Annotated in this window: 15 protein-coding genes; 12 read left to right on the top strand and 3 right to left on the bottom strand. The window is 71.7% G+C overall.

Annotated features, from left to right (window positions below; translation table 11 throughout):
- Window positions 1-62 precede the first annotated feature (62 nt).
- Genes I3V78_RS32560 through I3V78_RS32550 form a run of 3 tightly spaced genes read right to left on the bottom strand, consistent with a single transcriptional unit; the run spans window position 63 to window position 1,671 of the window.
- Window positions 63-518, bottom strand: coding sequence for a hypothetical protein (locus tag I3V78_RS32560; RefSeq protein ID WP_204493749.1), 456 nt, complete (start codon window positions 516-518; stop codon window positions 63-65).
- Entirely contained in the window at window positions 515-1,063 is a 549-nt protein-coding gene (locus I3V78_RS32555; protein WP_204493747.1) for an anti-sigma factor family protein, read from the bottom strand. Before I3V78_RS32555 ends, I3V78_RS32560 begins: the two co-directional genes overlap by 4 nt.
- On the bottom strand, window positions 1,060-1,671 hold the full coding sequence (locus I3V78_RS32550; protein ID WP_204493744.1) for a sigma-70 family RNA polymerase sigma factor: 612 nt from the start codon (window positions 1,669-1,671) through the stop codon (window positions 1,060-1,062). The genes I3V78_RS32555 and I3V78_RS32550 overlap by 4 nt, the downstream gene beginning before the upstream one ends.
- 199 nt (window positions 1,672-1,870) lie before the next feature.
- Between I3V78_RS32550 and I3V78_RS32545 the strand changes: the two genes are divergently transcribed.
- The 12 genes from I3V78_RS32545 to I3V78_RS32490 all read left to right on the top strand — a co-directional run bounded on the left by I3V78_RS32545 (window position 1,871) and on the right by I3V78_RS32490 (window position 15,355).
- Entirely contained in the window at window positions 1,871-2,215 is a 345-nt protein-coding gene (locus I3V78_RS32545; protein WP_204493741.1) for a hypothetical protein, read from the top strand.
- A 75-nt stretch (window positions 2,216-2,290) separates the two neighbouring features.
- Window positions 2,291-2,872 (top strand): TIGR02265 family protein, encoded by a 582-nt coding sequence (locus tag I3V78_RS32540; protein WP_204493739.1) that lies wholly within the window; start codon window positions 2,291-2,293, stop codon window positions 2,870-2,872.
- A 45-nt stretch (window positions 2,873-2,917) separates the two neighbouring features.
- Window positions 2,918-4,087, top strand: coding sequence for a YcaO-like family protein (locus I3V78_RS32535; protein WP_204493737.1), 1,170 nt, complete (start codon window positions 2,918-2,920; stop codon window positions 4,085-4,087).
- Window positions 4,084-5,253, top strand: a complete 1,170-nt coding sequence (locus I3V78_RS32530) for a TfuA-like protein (RefSeq protein WP_204493732.1) — start codon at window positions 4,084-4,086, stop codon at window positions 5,251-5,253. The genes I3V78_RS32535 and I3V78_RS32530 overlap by 4 nt, the downstream gene beginning before the upstream one ends.
- Before the next feature lie 60 nt (window positions 5,254-5,313).
- On the top strand, window positions 5,314-6,081 hold the full coding sequence (locus tag I3V78_RS32525; protein WP_204493727.1) for a DNA-methyltransferase: 768 nt from the start codon (window positions 5,314-5,316) through the stop codon (window positions 6,079-6,081).
- A 44-nt stretch (window positions 6,082-6,125) separates the two neighbouring features.
- Window positions 6,126-7,394, top strand: a complete 1,269-nt coding sequence (locus tag I3V78_RS32520; protein ID WP_204493725.1) for a dicarboxylate/amino acid:cation symporter — start codon at window positions 6,126-6,128, stop codon at window positions 7,392-7,394.
- Window positions 7,395-7,527: 133 nt separating this feature from the next.
- Complete coding sequence (locus tag I3V78_RS32515; protein ID WP_204493722.1) at window positions 7,528-8,016, top strand: FKBP-type peptidyl-prolyl cis-trans isomerase; 489 nt, start codon at window positions 7,528-7,530, stop codon at window positions 8,014-8,016.
- 27 nt (window positions 8,017-8,043) lie between these two features.
- The gene (locus tag I3V78_RS32510; RefSeq protein ID WP_204493719.1) at window positions 8,044-9,930 is read left to right on the top strand and encodes an OPT family oligopeptide transporter; all 1,887 of its coding nucleotides are present in this window, start codon (window positions 8,044-8,046) and stop codon (window positions 9,928-9,930) included.
- A 24-nt stretch (window positions 9,931-9,954) separates the two neighbouring features.
- Window positions 9,955-11,325, top strand: a complete 1,371-nt coding sequence (locus I3V78_RS32505) for an FAD-binding oxidoreductase (RefSeq protein WP_204493716.1) — start codon at window positions 9,955-9,957, stop codon at window positions 11,323-11,325.
- Between the two features lie 457 nt (window positions 11,326-11,782).
- Entirely contained in the window at window positions 11,783-12,259 is a 477-nt protein-coding gene (locus I3V78_RS32500) for a hypothetical protein (protein ID WP_239578651.1), read from the top strand.
- A 99-nt stretch (window positions 12,260-12,358) separates the two neighbouring features.
- Window positions 12,359-14,845: an FG-GAP repeat domain-containing protein gene (locus I3V78_RS32495; RefSeq protein WP_204493714.1), complete on the top strand. Its 2,487-nt coding sequence runs from the start codon at window positions 12,359-12,361 to the stop codon at window positions 14,843-14,845.
- Window positions 14,846-14,932: 87 nt separating this feature from the next.
- Window positions 14,933-15,355: a nuclear transport factor 2 family protein gene (locus I3V78_RS32490; protein ID WP_204493711.1), complete on the top strand. Its 423-nt coding sequence runs from the start codon at window positions 14,933-14,935 to the stop codon at window positions 15,353-15,355.
- Window positions 15,356-15,358: the final 3 nt, after the last annotated feature.

The following is a 15,358-nucleotide window of genomic DNA, read 5'->3' as shown; positions in this document are numbered from 1 at the left end:
CGTCGGCCGCGCAGCGCCGCGAGCGGTCCGGTGTGTCCGGCCGCCTGCTTGGGGAGGGAGCCCTAGTCCCGGTCGCCCTTGCGCCACTTCATCTTGCCGTCGTTGCGGGCCAGGAAGATGGCGAGCTGGGCGCGCTTCTGGGGCGGCAGCTCCCGGGCGAGGGTCTGGTACAGCTCGCGCTCCAGGGCGGTGAGCTGGGCGCGGGCGTCGAACACCTGCTGGACGGCCTGATCCACCTGCGCCTGGAGCGAGGCGTCGCCCTTGGCGGCCCGCCGCAGCACCTGCGCGGAGGCGTGCACCTGCCGCAGCAAGGGCAGGCGGCGCTCGTCGAACTGGCGCATCGTCTCGGCCATCTTCAGGGCCTGGGCCTCGTTCAGCTCGAGGTCCTCCGCGAGCGACAGCACGCGCTTCATGCGCGCCTGCTTCTGCGCGCGCTCGGCGCCGTCCGGCTCGGCGGCGTGGGGGGCCGCCACGGGCAGCAGGGTGAGGGCGAGGACGAGCCAAGGGTGGGTCTTCATGGGGTGTCTCCAAACGGGGCGGGAGAGAGGAAGTCCTCGGGCTCGACGTCCCACGCGTCGACGCCGTCGTCGGATGTGTCGAGCCCCGTGTCCCAGTCATCGAGCGCGTCGGACAAGGGGTCCGCCAGGGCCCACTGCTCCAGCGTCAGGATCTCCTCGTCGGCCGGGGCCGTGGCGGAGCCCACGGGCGTGGTGGCGCGGGGCGGGGAGACAGTGGACGTCCGGGTCATGGGGCCGATCATCAGCAGGGCGGCGGCGGCCACGGCGAGCAGCCCGCCCGTGGTCCGCATGCGCGCGGCCTGACGGACCTGGGTGCGCCGCCAGACGCCCACGGTGGTGCGGGGCAAGGCCTCCAGCACGGCCTGCTCCCGGACGGACGGCGGCGGCAGCGCGGCCAGCCCGAGCACCTCGCGCTGGGCGTCCACCTCGCGGCGGCAGGCCTCGCAGGCCTCCACGTGCGCACGCACCCGGGCCTCGTCGGACGGCTCGAGGGCGTCCGCGGCCCACAGGCTCAACGTCTCTTCGGACTCATGGCTCGCCTTCATGGGCGCTCCTCCTCGGGCGCTTCGGCCACCCGCGCCCGGAGGCGCTTCACGGCGTGATGGAAGTTCACCTTCGCATTGGTCTCGGTGATGCCGAGCGACTCGGCGATGTCCTTGAAGGCCAGGCCCGCGTCCACCCGCAGGGTGAGCACCTCGCGCTGGCGGCGGGGCAGGGTGAGCACCGCCGCGCGCACCTGCCGCTCGCGCTCGGCGCGCTCCAGGGACTCGTGCGCGGACTCGTCCGGGGACTCGGGCTCCGGCGTCTCCACGGCCCTGAGCCAGCGCCGGCCCTGGCGGGCATGGTTCTTCCCCAGGTTGAGCGCGATGCGGATGAGCCACGCCCGAAAGGGCATGGGGCCCGCGAGGCTCCAGCGGGAGAAGACCCGGCGCGAGGCCTCCAGGGCCCGGAGGAACGCCTGCTGGGCGAGGTCCGCCGCGTCCTCGGGCGAGGTGGCGTAGCGCCGCACCAGCGACAACACGAGCACCCGGTGCCGGGCGACGAGCACCCCGAACGCCTCCTCGTCCCCCGCCAGGAAGGCGCGGCACAGGGCCTCGTCGTCGGGCTCCGCCCGCGCGTCCGTCCGCCGGAGGGTGGTGTCCAGGGCCTTCACACCCCGAGGAACACCCGGGTCGGTGGGAAGTTAAAAGGGCTTTTCGTCCAGGTGCCCACCTTCCTTCATGGGTCACTCGCGATACCCAACTTGAAAGGTCACCAGAGCGGGCGTATCTTCCTCGTCGTTCGTTGCCCGCTGGAGGGCGGGCAGGCGAGCGCCCCGGGGACGGTCCTGGGTGGGCGAGGAGGAACACGTCATGGCGGGAATCAGCGAGGACATGGGCATCCAGATCCTGAAGGCGGTGCAGGCGCTGGGGGGACGAGCGGACGGGCAGGACGCGCGCATGGATGCGATGGAAACGCGCATGGACACGCATGAGGAACGGATGGAGCGGCTGTGGGCCGAGGTGGTCGCCTTCCGCGAGGAGATGCGCATGGAGTTCCGGTCGTTGCGGAACGAACTGCGTGAGTCCTTCGCGCGCATGAATCCCCGCGCCGATCCGGCGGCGGAGACCGTGGTGTTGCTGGCCGCGGAGATGCGTGGACCCCGGGTGTTCGGCGACAACTTGGAGAACCATCCGCGGGAACCAGGCGCTCGCTGATTCCCGCGATTCCTTGTATTGCCGTGTCCTCAGTCGGGCTGTCACAATGCCGGGCCTCACCGAGGACTTCACACCATGGCAATCACTGGGGGGGCCGGCCGCATCAAGGGCAGTGTCCTGATCGCCCGCCTCAACCTCTTGATGAGGCAGAGCGCGCCGGGCCGCCTGCAAGAGGTGCTTCAGAAGTTGTCCCCCGAGGATCGCAAGGTCCTCAGTGGCGTCATCATGCCCATCGGCTGGTATCCCCTGGACTTGAACCTCCGGTTGGACGCGGCCATCGCGGAGGCGCTGTCCCCCCGGGACCGCAACAAGGCCTTCATCGACATGGGCCGCGCCTCCGCCGAGGAGAACCTCACCGGTCCCCACCACGTCTTCATCCGCAAGGGCGACCCCCACTTCCTGCTCAGCCACGCGCCGGAGATCTACCGGCTGTACTACGCGGTGGGCGCGCGCTCGTACGAGAAGACCGGGGAGCGCTCGGCGCTGCTGCGCACCGTGGGCGCGGAGAACGTCACCGAGGCGGACTGCCTCACCATCATCGGGTGGTACCAGCGCGCCATCGAGCTGAGCGGGGGCCGCGACGTGCGCATCACCCACACGAAATGCCGCGCCCGGGGCCACGGCGCCTGCGAGTACGCTTGCACCTGGACGGCCTGACTCGGCATCCTGCGCCGCCGCTCCCGCCCGCCCTCGAGTGCCCCCGTGTCCCTGCCGCCCGCGCCGCCCCTGACGCCTGACTTCCTCGCGCGGCTCGCCCCGGCGCTGGGCGTCTCCCGCGTGGCCCGGGTGACGGGGTTGGACCGGGCGGGCGTGGAGGTGGCCGTCGCGGTGCGGCCGGGCGGGTACGTGCTCCAGGTGTGCAACGGCAAGGGGCTGGACTTCGCGTCGGCCTCGGCGGGCGCCCTGCTGGAGACGGCGGAGTTGTGGGGCGCGGAGAACGTCCCCGCCGAGCAGTTGCGCTGGGGCAGCCTGGAGGGGTGGACGGCCCGGGGCGAGGCCGCCTGGGGCGCCGAGGCGCTGGGCACCCGGGGCGGGGTGGTCGCCGGGCGGCTGTGGAGTCCCCGGGTGCGCTGTGCCTGGCGCGAGGCCACCGAGCTGCACACGGGCCAGCCCGTGCTCGTGCCCGCCCAGGGGGTGTATTGCCCGCCCACGGGCGCGCCCGCGCTCGGTCCGGTGTGCGTGCAGTGGACGAGCAATGGCTCGGGCGCGCACCCGGAGCGCACCCGGGCGCTGTTGCACGCGCTGCTGGAGGCCACCGAGCGGGATCAGCTCGCGCGCCTGTTGCCGGAGGGCTGGACGGAGTCCGTGCTGCGCTCCCGCCTGCTGCGCCCCGAGGGCCTGGAGGCCGGTGCCCCCCGCGTGGCCGCGCTCGCCCGGAGCCTGGGGACGCGGGGCTTCGACGTGTACCTCTTCGATCTCTCGCCGGACGGCAAGACGGTGGGCGCGGTGGGTCTGCCGGTGGGGGGGGCGATGCTGGTGGACCGGGAGCGGGGGCCCGTGCCCCTGGCGGCGGGCTACGCGTGCGCGCTGACGCGGGAGCAGGCGCTGCTCGGGGCCTTGCTGGAGGCGGCGCAGTCACGCCTCACCGACATCCACGGCGCGCGCGAGGACGTGGAGGCCGGCGACACCGAGGCCCTGGAGGCCCTGGCCGCCGCGTGCGCCGGGACCCGGGCGCGCCGGGACGTGTCCGCCCTGCCCGAGCCCGTCCCCACGGCCCTGGGCTCGCCCGAGGACGCGGTGCGCGAGGTGCTGCGCCTGCTGGCGGCGGCGGGCTTCGCGCGGGCCGCCGCCGTCGATTTGCGCGCCCCCCTCCCCGGACTCCACGTGGTGCGTGTGGTGGTGCCGGGCCTGCGTGTCTCGGAGTTGCTGTGAAACGGCCTCCCGCTCCCGTGCGTCCGGAGGACCTCATCGTCTTCCTCGGTCCCTCGCTGCCGGAAGCGGAGGCCGAGGCGCTCGTGCCCTGCCGGGTGCTGCCGCCCGCGGGCCAGGGAGACCTCTGGCGGGCCCTGTCCTTGCGGCCGCGCGCCATCGCCCTGGTGGACGGCGTCTTCGAGGCGCAGCCCTCCGTGTGGCACCACGAGGTGCTGGCCGCGCTGGACGCGGGCGTGGCGGTGTTCGGCGGCGGCAGCATGGGGGCCCTGCGCGCGGCGGAGCTGTCCGGCCACGGCATGGTGGGCGTGGGCGCCATCTTCGAGGCCTACCAGCGGGGCGAACTGGTGGACGACGCGGAGGTGGCGCTCCTGCACGCGGACGCCGAGCACGGCTTCCGGGGGCTCACGGTGCCGCTGGTCAACGTGCGCCACGCGGCGCGCCGGGCCCGGGAGGAGGGCGTGCTCTCGCCCGAGGAGGCCCAGGCGCTGGTGGACGCGGCCCTCGCGGCCTTCTACCAGGACCGCACCTGGCCCCGGCTGCTCAAGGCCCTGGGCCCGGCGTGGAGCCCGGACACCCGGGCCAAGTGGGCCACGTGGACGGCGCCGGGCCTCGTGGACTTGAAGCGCGAGGACGCCAAGGCCTGCCTCCAGGCCGCCGCGGCGTTCATCGCCTCGGGGGCCCGCCCCGCGCCGCCGCCGGACAGGCCCCGCGCCCCGCCGTCCTCCTATGTCCGCCGCCGCCGGCTGGTGGAGGGCCTGTGCGGCACGGAGGACGCGCTGCGCTCCACCGAGGACGTGCTGGAGGAGCTGCGCGCCGCGCCGGACGCGGCGGCCCTGGCGGAGGCGGGCCTGCGCCGGGCGCTGCTCGCGGGGTGGGCGCGCTCCCTGGGCCTGTCGCCCACGCCGGAGGAGGTGGCCCGGGCCGAGGCGGACGTCTGGCGTGGGCTGGGCGTGGCCCCCGAGGGGCGCGAGGCCTGGTGGGCCGAGCAGGGCCTGGACGCGCACGAGTTCCGGCGCCTGTGCGAGGAGCGGGCCCTGGAGCGGCTCCTGCTCGAGCATGCCCCGCGGCTGCTGCCGGACGGGCCCTCGTGGGACGAGGCGCTCGCCTCCGAGGCCCGGCTCCAGGGGCGGTGGGGCCGGGCGGCCCCGGCGCGGCGCAAGCGCTAGCCGGTGTCTTCACGGCCCGGGGGTGGTGAAGCGGGGCGGCTGGGGTAGGGTGCGCGCCGGATGAATCCCCACCCCGAGAGCGAGTCCTTCCGCTGCGTGCGGGCCGATGCGCGCGAGCCCGGCGGCTACCGCCACGTCCTGGGCGAGACCCGGGCGGCCTTCCTGCACACGGATCCGCCCTACTGCCTGCTCACGCGCCGCCGCAAGGGGGGCGACCTGCGCGACCCCCGCGAGCACAAGAAGATCGACCGCAACCCCATCGTGCGCTTCGAGACGGTGCGCGACTACCGGACCTTCACCGAGGCGTGGATGACGCGGGCGGTGGCGCACCTGACGCCGGACGCCCCCCTGGCCATCTGGACGAACCTCCTGGGCAAGGAGCCCATCCTCGCCACGGCGCGCGCGCTGGGCTTCGAGCACCTGCGGGGCGAGTACGTCTGGGGCAAGCGCACCACGGACAAGAACGCCAACGAGCAGATGCTGCGCGTCTACGAGGTGGCGCTGGTGCTCGCGCGCACGCCCGCGCCCGAGCCCCGGCTGGAGGACCCACCCACGACCTGGGCGGTGGTGGGCGGCTACGACGACGACAGCGAGGCGGCGCGCTGGGGCAACCACCCCCACCACAAGCCCTTCTCGGTGCTGGAGCCGCTCGTGCGCACCTGGAGCCGGCCGGGGGACTGGGTGTTGGACCCCTTCGCGGGCAGCGGCTCCATGCCGGCGGCGGCGGTGCGGCTGGGCCGCAAGGCGGCGTGCCTGGAGGTGGAGCCCGAGTGGGCCGAGCGCGTCGCCGGACGACTGCGCGAGACGGGCGCCCCGGCGAACCGGTAGGCTGCGCGCCCTTTCAACCCCCCCACACGCGGTGAGGATTCCAGATGAAGCAGCACCAGAAGATGCTCCTGGGCATCGTCATCGGCACGGGCGCGGGCATCCTCGCCAACCTCGTCGCGCACGGCGCGCCCTGGCTTGAGTGGGTGGTGACGAACATCACGTCGCTCGTGGGCACGCTCTTCCTGCGGATGCTGCTGATGTTGGTGGTGCCGCTGCTCTTCGCCGCGCTCGTCATGGGCGTGTGCGAGCTGGACTTGAAGCAGCTGGGGCGGCTGGGCCTGCGCACGCTGGGCTACACGGTGGTGGTGTCCTCCATCGCGGTGCTCATCGGCCTGGTGGCGGTCAACGTGTTCCAGCCGGGCAAGGGCCTGAGTGACGAGGCGCGCGCCCTCATCCAGCAGGGCACGGCGGTGAAGGCGGCCCCCGCGCCGAGCGACACCTCGGTGCCCGCGCTCATCACCGCCATGGTGCCCAACAACCCCGTCAAGGCGGCGGCGGATGGGGACATGATCGCCCTCATCGTCTTCGCGCTCTTCTTCGGCGTGGCCCTGGCGGTGACGGACACCGAGGGGGCGCGGGCCCTCAAGGGCGCCATCCAGGGGCTCTACGACGTGATGATGACGCTCATCGACGCCGTGCTGCGCCTGGCGCCGGTGGGCGTGGCCGCGCTGCTCTTCACCATGACGGCGCGCCTGGGCTTCGGCATCCTCATGCAGGTGGCGGCCTACGTGGGCGTGGTGCTGCTGGCGCTCGCGCTGCACATGTTCGGCGTATACTCGCTGTCCGTGCGCTTTCTCGGCGGGCGCAACCCCATCGCCTTCTTCCGCGACTGCCGCCTGGCCATCGTCACCGCCTTCTCCACCGCGTCCTCCAGCGGCACCCTGCCCACCGCGCTCAAGGTGGCCGAGGAGAACCTCAAGCTGCCGCGCAACGTCTCGCGCTTCGTGCTCACCGCCGGCTCGGCCATGAACCAGAACGGCACCGCGCTCTTCGAGGGCGTCACCGTGCTCTTCCTCGCCCAGGTGTTCGGCGTGACGCTGACCCTGCCCAACCAGATCGTCATCATGTTCATCTGCATCCTGGCGGGCATCGGCACCGCGGGCGTGCCGGCGGGCTCCATCCCCGTCATCGCGATGATCCTGGGCATGTTCAAGATTCCCCCCGAGGGCCTGGCGCTCGTGCTGGGCGTGGATCGCTTCCTGGACATGTGCCGCACCACGCTCAACGTGACGGGGGACCTGGCCGCCGCCGTCTACGTGGCCCGGGGAGAGAAGGACCCCGCGGCCGACGAGCCGTCCGCCCCGAAGGCCTGAGCGCGGCCCGGGCGCGGCCGGAATCGTCCGTTTGTCGCGCTTCCTCGTGGCACGGGGTTGCCTTTGGGCCCGGGTCTGGCCCATACCGCCGGGAAACCCCACATCCCAGGTCGGGTCAAGGGAGCCGTCCCACATGAAGGTGTCCAAGGATTGCGTGGTCTCGTTGGAGTATCGGTTGCATCTCGGTGACGGGAAGACCGTCGACTCGAGCGCCCCCGGCAAGCCCCTGGCCTACATTCATGGACGGGGGCAGATCGTCCCGGGGCTGGAGGGCCAGCTGGCCGGCCTGTCCGCGGGGGACGCCAGGCAGGTGGTGGTGGTGCCCGCCCAGGGCTACGGCGAGCACGACGCCCGGGGCCTGCAGGAAGTGCCCCGCACCATGTTCCCCCCGGGCGCGCCGCTCGAGCCCGGCCTGAGCATCTCCGCGCAGACGGCGGACGGCGACGTCATCCCCATCACCATCCGCGAGCTCAAGGGCGACACGGTGGTGGTGGACCTGAACCACCCGCTCGCCGGCAAGACGCTGCACTTCGACGTGACGGTGCACGAGGTGCGTCAGGCCACCGCCGAGGAGCTGGAGCACGGCCACGCCCACGGTCCGGGCGGCGCGCACGAGCACTGAGGTTCCGGCTATTGTTGGGGCCTCCACATGACCGCACCCGTCTCGCCCTCGCCCCAGCAGCTGCGCATCCAACCCGAGCCCGTTCCGCCGTCGGCGCCTCCCCCCGAGAAGGAGGACCCCGAGCGCTACTGGCTGGAGCACGTCTACCAGGGGGGCGCGCGGCAGCTCACCGTGCGCGCCGTCATCGCGGGCATGCTCATTGGCGCGGTGATGTGCCTGTCCAACCTGTACGTCATCCTCAAGACGGGCTGGAGCCTGGGCGTCACCCTCACCGCGTGCATCCTCGCCTTCGCCACCTTCGGCATGCTGCGCGGCGTGGGCCTGGTGCGCGACGACTTCACCACCCTGGAGAACAACGCCATGGGCTCGGTGGCCTCGGCGGCCGGGTACATGACGGGCGGCGGCAACATGGCGGCCGTGCCCGCGCTGCTCATGCTCACCGGAGCGCTGCCGCCCTCGGGCTGGCTCGTGGCGTGGTTCGCCGCCGTGTCCGCGCTGGGCGTCTTCGCCGCCATCCCCATCAAGCGCCAGCTCATCAACATCGAGCAGCTGCCGTTCCCCACCGGCACCGCCACCGCCGAGACGCTCCAGGCGCTGCACGGGCATGACGAGCGCTCGCGCGGCAAGGCGCGCTACCTGGGCATCGCGGGCCTCATCGGCGCGGCCGTGGCCGTGTGGCGCGATGCCAAGGGCGCCTGGCTCGCGTGGAACCTGCCCGCCAAGCTGAGCCTGCCCTTCATGCTGGGCGGCAAGCCCGCCGGGGCGTGGACGCTCTCCCTGGACCTGAGCCTCCTGCTCGTGGGCGCGGGCGCGCTGGTGAGCTTCAAGACGGGCTGGTCCATGCTCGTGGGCGCGCTGCTCACCTACGGCGTGCTCGCGCCGGAGATGGTCAGCCGGGGCGTCATCCCCGAGGTGTCCTACAAGGCCATCAACGCCTGGACGCTGTGGACGGGCGCCTCGCTGCTGGTGGCCTCGGGCCTGTTGTCCTTCGCCTTCCAGTGGCGCAGCGTGGCCAAATCCTTCCAGGCGCTCGCGGGGCTGTTCGGCAAGAAGACGGAGGAGAACCGGGATCCGCTCGCGGACATCGAGTGCCCGCCCTCGTGGTTCCCCCTGGGCTTCCTGGTGCTGGGCCCCGTGGTGGTGGGGCTCATGGCCTACCTCTTCCAGATTCCCTGGTGGGCGGGCGTCATCGCCCTGCCGCTGGCGGTGGTGATGGGCGTCATCGCCTCGCGCGTCACGGGCGAGACGGACACCACGCCCACCAAGGCGCTCGGGCCGGTGACGCAGCTGCTCTACGGCGGCCTGCTCCCGGGCAACCTCACCGCCAACATCATGAGCGCCAACGCCACGGGCGGCGTGGGGCTGCACTCGGCGGACCTGCTCACGGACTTGAAGTCCGGCTGGCTGCTCGGGGCGAATCCCCGCCAGCAGTTCGTCGCGCAGCTCTTCGGCGTGGTGGCGGGGGCGGCGGTGGTGGTGCCCGCCTTCAACCTGCTCGTGCCGAGCGCGGACGTGCTGGGCACCGAGGAGTTCCCCGCGCCCTCGTCGCTCGTCTGGGCGGGCGTGTCCAAGATGCTCATGAGCGGCGTGGAGTCCCTGCCGGTGTCCGCGCGCATCGGCGCCGTGTGTGGCCTCACCCTGGGCGTGGCGCTGGTGCTGCTGGACCGCTGGGCGCCCAAGAGCGCCAAGCCCTTCATCCCCTCGGCGTCGGGCCTGGGCCTGTCCATCGTCATCCCCGGGGCGAGCTCCATCAGCTTCTTCATCGGCGCGGCGATCGCCGAGGTGCTGCGCCGCCGCAAGCCCCAGCTCGCCGAGGCCGCCGTGCTCCCGGTCAGCTCGGGCTTCATCGCGGGCGAGAGCCTCATGGGCATCGCCGTCGCGATGCTCAAGGCCTTCGGGGTCATGCCCAAGTAATTGGAGCAAGAGGGGGGAGAAGACATGCGCGCGGACCTGTTGGCCGCCCTGGCGGCCGTGCTTCCGGCGGAAGCCGTCATCACGGATGCGGATGTGCTGGAGGCCCACCGGTACGACCACGCGGGGTGGGCGCCGGCGGGCATGCCTCGGGTGCTCGTGCGCCCCGGGAGCACGGCGGAGGTGCAGGCCGTGCTCCGGGTGGCCTCGGCGCACCGGGTGCCCGTGGTGGCGCGTGGCGCGGGCTCGGGCCTGGCGGGGGGGTGCAACGCGGTGGACGGCTGCATCGTGCTGTCGCTCACGCGGATGAACCGCATCCTGGAGCTGGACACCCAGTGCCTGTTCGCCGTCGTCCAGCCCGGCGTCATCAACGGCACGCTCAAGGCGGCGGCGGCCGAGCAGGGGCTCTGGTACGCGCCGGACCCGGCGAGCTGGGAGTTCTCCTCGCTGGGCGGCAACCTGGCCACCAACGCGGGCGGCCTGTGCTGCGTGAAGTACGGCGTGACGGGGGACGCGGTGCTGGGGCTGGAGGTGGTGCTGGCGGATGGGAACGTGGTGCGCACGGGCGGGCGCACGGTGAAGAACGTGGCGGGCTACGATCTGACGCGCCTGTTCGTCGGCTCCGAGGGCACGCTGGGCATCATCACCGAGGCCACCCTGCGCCTGCGGCCCAAGCCCCCTCCGGCGACGACGCTGGTGGCGGCGTTCCCCTCGCTCGCGGCGGCGGGCGGGGCGGTGCTGGACATCATGAGGGGCCTCAAACCCTCGCTCCTGGAACTGATGGACCGGACCACGGTGCGCGCCGTGGAGAAGCACCGGCCCCTGGGACTGGACGTGGACGTGGCGGCGCTGCTCCTGGCCCGCTCGGACGCGGGGGGCGAGCAGGGCGTGGCCGAGTGCGCGCGGATGGCGGCGGCGTGCGAGGCGGCGGGCGCGACCTTCGTCGTCCAGTCCTCCGAGCAGGCCGAGGGCGAGGCGCTGATGGCGGCCCGGCGCTTCGCCTTCTCCGCGTTCGAGAAGGAGGGGACGGCGCTGCTCGATGACGTGTGCGTGCCCATCTCCCGCCTGCCGGAATTGCTCGCGGCGGTGGAGCGCATCGCCGAGCGGCGGGGCGTGCTGATCGGCACGTTCGGACACGCGGGGGACGGCAACATGCACCCCACGCTCGTGTTCAACCGGGAAGACCCGGATGAAGTGGCGCGGGCCCAGGCGGCGTTCGACGACATCCTCGTGGTGACGCTCGACCTGGGGGGCACCCTCACCGGGGAGCACGGGGTGGGCCTGCTCAAGCGGCCCTTCCTGGAGCGCCAGCTGGGCGCGACGTCCACGGCGCTGCACCACACGCTCAAGGCGGCGTTGGATCCGCTCGGTATCCTCAACCCGGGCAAGCTGCTGTGATGCGGCGCGATCTCAGGGGCTGCCCGCGTGGCATTCGGACGTTCGTCGTGGGTTTACTGCTTCTCTGTGTGGGGGGCTGCGCTCACGTGGCGGAGTGCAATCCCACTGACAGCACGGTGTCCTGCTGTTTGAAGGAGAATCCCGGGCAATACGAAAGATGTACGGCCGTTGCTCCCTCGGCTCAACGTCCAGAGCAATTGCTTCCCGGCAAGGTCACGACCACTCATCCTGAAGTCGAAGCCGTGCCCATTCTCGACCTCCCGAGTGAGGCCGAACGGGAACGGTGGCGAACAGACATCTGCGAGCCGCGTTACGCGAAATGCATTCGTGCGGGCGGTGGCCGGATTCCGGGGCGTCGGTCTGGGGAAACCCAATGCCAGGCCTGTTTTGATGCCTGCATGCGCCATGGCTATTGGCCTCTGCGGGCCAACCATAAAGATTGTCCGGGCACTTGAGCATGCGGCCGTCTCGAGGACTGACCCGGGGTCAAGAGAAGGATGAAGTCCTCCTGGGCCTTATCGAGGCGAACGCTTCGTTCGAACAGCGACGACACGCCTTGCTCGCGCTGGAAAAGCGATGGTTGCGCGAGGCACGGACCGAGCGGGAGCGCCAACGGATTCAGTGTGGCATCGCGGAGGACCTCGTCACGCTCGCCTACTCGTTCAACCGCCCGTGGGCGGAGTTCGGCAAGTGGCTCCGTCGTGTTGAGCGGCTCGGTTTCTCCAACCTCGCCTTACGTGTCCACGTCGCGTGTCTCTTCGTGCTGTCCCTCCAGCGTTTTCCTCGGCGAGCCCGTGCGGCCTGGCGCCTGTTGGCGGACGCGGAGCGACGGGTGCGCTGCCTTCGCCGGGACGATCCCCTCCGCGCGGAGCATCTTGATTCCATCGCCCACGCGAAGGCGCAGGCCGAAGTCTCCCGTCCTCCGGGAACGTGACGGGTGTGCGTTCAACGACGAACGCCGACGACGCCTCGCACTTGCGACACCCATGTCCGATGTCCAAGTCCACCGCCAGTGAAGCGGAGCTCCTCCGACATGACGATGAAGCGATGGTCGAAGTGGGCGCGCCTGGGTGTGCTCATGGGCGCGGGCGTGTCCTCGGGGTGTGGGGGCGTGGACCCGGCGCCTGTCTCCCAGGTGCCGACCCCTGTCCCGTCGGGTGAGGAATCGCCCACGACTCCCCCCGCTTCGGCGACGCAGCCCCCCACCGAGGGTCCGCCCTCGACACCGGAGCCGACACCGCCGCCAGTGGCCGAGCCGGAGGCGCCACCCGCCGCGGGAGGCACCCGGCGGGACTGGCTGCTCGCCTCGTTCTTCGCGGGCGTGTCCCCCAAGGGCATCGCGGTGGGCGACTTCAACCACGATGGCGCGCCCGACCTGGCCATCAACGCGGAGGGCCGTAATCACGCCAGCCAGTACGTGAACCGCACCGGGGAGTTCCTCCTGCTGCTCAACGATGGGCGCGGAGGACTCGGGACGGTGGCGCAGCGGCGGGCCTTGCCTCATGCGTCCGGGGGCCGCATCGCGGTGGGCGATGCGCAAGGCGATGGCCACCTGGATGTGCTGCTGGGCGGTCGCGAGTCCGCGCGGTTGTTGCTGGGCGACGGAACGGGCGCCTTCTCCGCCGAGTCCCTTCGCGTGGGCCAGGGCGTCTCCTCCCGTGTGGGCTTCTGGAGTGGAGGGGCGGAGGGCGCATTCCTCTGGGCCGTGGGCAATTGGAAGGACACGAACGAGGGGCGGTACCAGGGGTCTGATTTTGGTGTGCTCCGGTCTCAGGGCACCACTCCGCTCGCCTCCGCCACGCTCCAGGACGAGACCGGTGCCCGGCTCTTCTCCGACATCGAGCACAACGTGTCGGCCGTGGTCGCGGACTTCAACGAGGATGGGCTCGCGGATATCGCGTTCTCCTCGGCGCTCAACAAGGCGCGAGGCACGCTCCCGCTCTATCTCGGAGCCGGGGTGGGGCGGGTCCGCGCGGGCGGCCTCCTGCCCTGGAACGGTGCCCGCCAAGTGTATGGCGCGGACTTCAACCAGGATGGCCACATGGACGTCCTCGCGATGATGGACACGTGGGTGCTCCGGGTGTTCCTGGGCGATGGCCAGGGCGGCTTCGCCGAGGCGTCCTCGGTGACGCTCGAGCGCGAGGCGGATGACGTCGCCGTGGTGGACCTCGGCCCCGACGCCGCCCCCGATGTCGTGGCCCTGCATGGCCGCGCGGGCATGGTGTCGCTGCTGCGGGGGGATGGCCAGGGCGCGCTCGTGCCGCATGCGCAGCTGCGCGTGGGCCGGGCCCCGAGCGCCGCCGCCACCGTGGACCTGGACGGCAACGGCTCGCGGGAACTCCTGGTGGCGGAGGCGGACGACAACACCGTGTCCGTGTATGCCATTCCAGACGCGCCCGTTCTCGAATCGCCCAGCGACTCCCTGTGTCCGTGGGGCGCCTCTCCGCGGCCGTCCTTGTCTCCGGCCATCGTTCAACCCCTGTTCGACCTGTCACGAGCCGGGCCCCTTTCGGACCTGACCTCCGGGGACTTCGATGGGGACGGGCGGACAGATCTCGCGCTCGCGCCGCGCGGCTCGGGAATCGTGTGGGTGTCCAACCCGGGGGATGGCACTTTTCCCGTCCAGTCCCTCATGGATTCCTACACGGTGGAGCAGCTCCGCGCGGGCGACTTCGACGGAGACGGACGGAGTGATCTCGCGGCGGTCATGCATCGGGAGGGCTCGCCCTGGACCACCCGCTTGCTGTGGAATGACGCGGCGAAGCCCTTCTCGACGTTCCTCGTCCTGGGAGACTCGGCCGGCGAGGTGCTGGCGGCGGACTTCAACAGGGATGGCCGCATGGACCTGGCGGCCACGCTGCTCGAGCGGGAGTCCTCCGCGCGGTCGATGCGCTTCACCCACCTGGGCCAGCGCTCCTTCCGCGCGGACGCTCTGGGGGACCGCAATCCGGACCCCGATGCCTATCATCCGGGCGCCGACGGTCTGCTCGCTGGCGACTTCGACGGAGACGGTCTGCTGGATGCCGTTCATCAGAGCCTGGGAATCAATCTCAACCTCACCTCGGCGGATGGCCGCATTCGGGCGGGATATGGGTTCCTCTCCGCCATGAGTTACAGGGAGAGCTTCCACGGTGGGGTCGCGGATGTGAATGGCGATGGCCGGACGGATCTGGTCTACACCAGCGAAGATTTTGGCCAGGTGTGGCTGTATCCCGGCGATGGGCGGGGCTCGCTGGGCGCGCCCATCCTGTGCGCGCCGCCCCTGCACAACAAGACGCTCACGGTGGAGGATCTGAACGGCGATGGCTTCGTGGACATCGCGGGCACGTCCGTCGAGGGGACCGAGCTGTGGCTCTCGCTGGGCACGGGTCCCGGCCGGTGGGGTCCCCTCCAGCGCTACGCGGCCGGTGACGCGATCCAGAAGGTGTGGCCCGTGAATCTGGTGGGCGATGCGCGTCCGGAACTCGTGGTGCTGTCGCGCTCGGGCCAACTGCGGGTGTTTCCCACGCCCGCGTATTGAGCCCGTGCGCGTGTGAACTGTCGGGAACGCGTCGGGGGGCCTGGACTCCCCGCGTGGCCTTGGGAGGGCTGTGCTAGGCCCCGGGACATGACCGCCTTCACCGAACGCGTCGCCCACGCCTTCTCCGTCCACGACACGCCCCAGGAACTCCCCTTCGAGGAACTCCTCGCGCTCTACGCCCCGGACATCCACTTCATCGACCCCTTCCATGACCTGCATGGCAAGGAGGACTTCTCCCGGATGATGGGGACGCTGCGCTCGCGCCTCACCATGCGCTTCCAGAACGTCACCGTCGTGGGCACCGACGCGCACTTCTGCATGAACTGGACGATGCTCATGGGTCTCAAGGTGGGTCCCAAGATCCCCGTGCCCGGCATCACCGAGTTCCGTTCCCGCGACGGCCAGCTCATCTACCAGCGCGACGCCTGGGACACGCTCAGCCCCTTCATCAACGTCATCCCCGGCGCGGGGCCGCTCTACCGGGGCATCGCCCAGGCCCTGTTCGGGTAGGGC

The organism is Archangium primigenium (assembly GCF_016904885.1).
GTDB classification, from domain to species: Bacteria; Myxococcota; Myxococcia; order Myxococcales; family Myxococcaceae; genus Cystobacter; species Cystobacter primigenius.
Note: the sequence above shows the minus strand (reverse complement) of the source record. Positions and strands in the feature narration are given on the sequence as shown.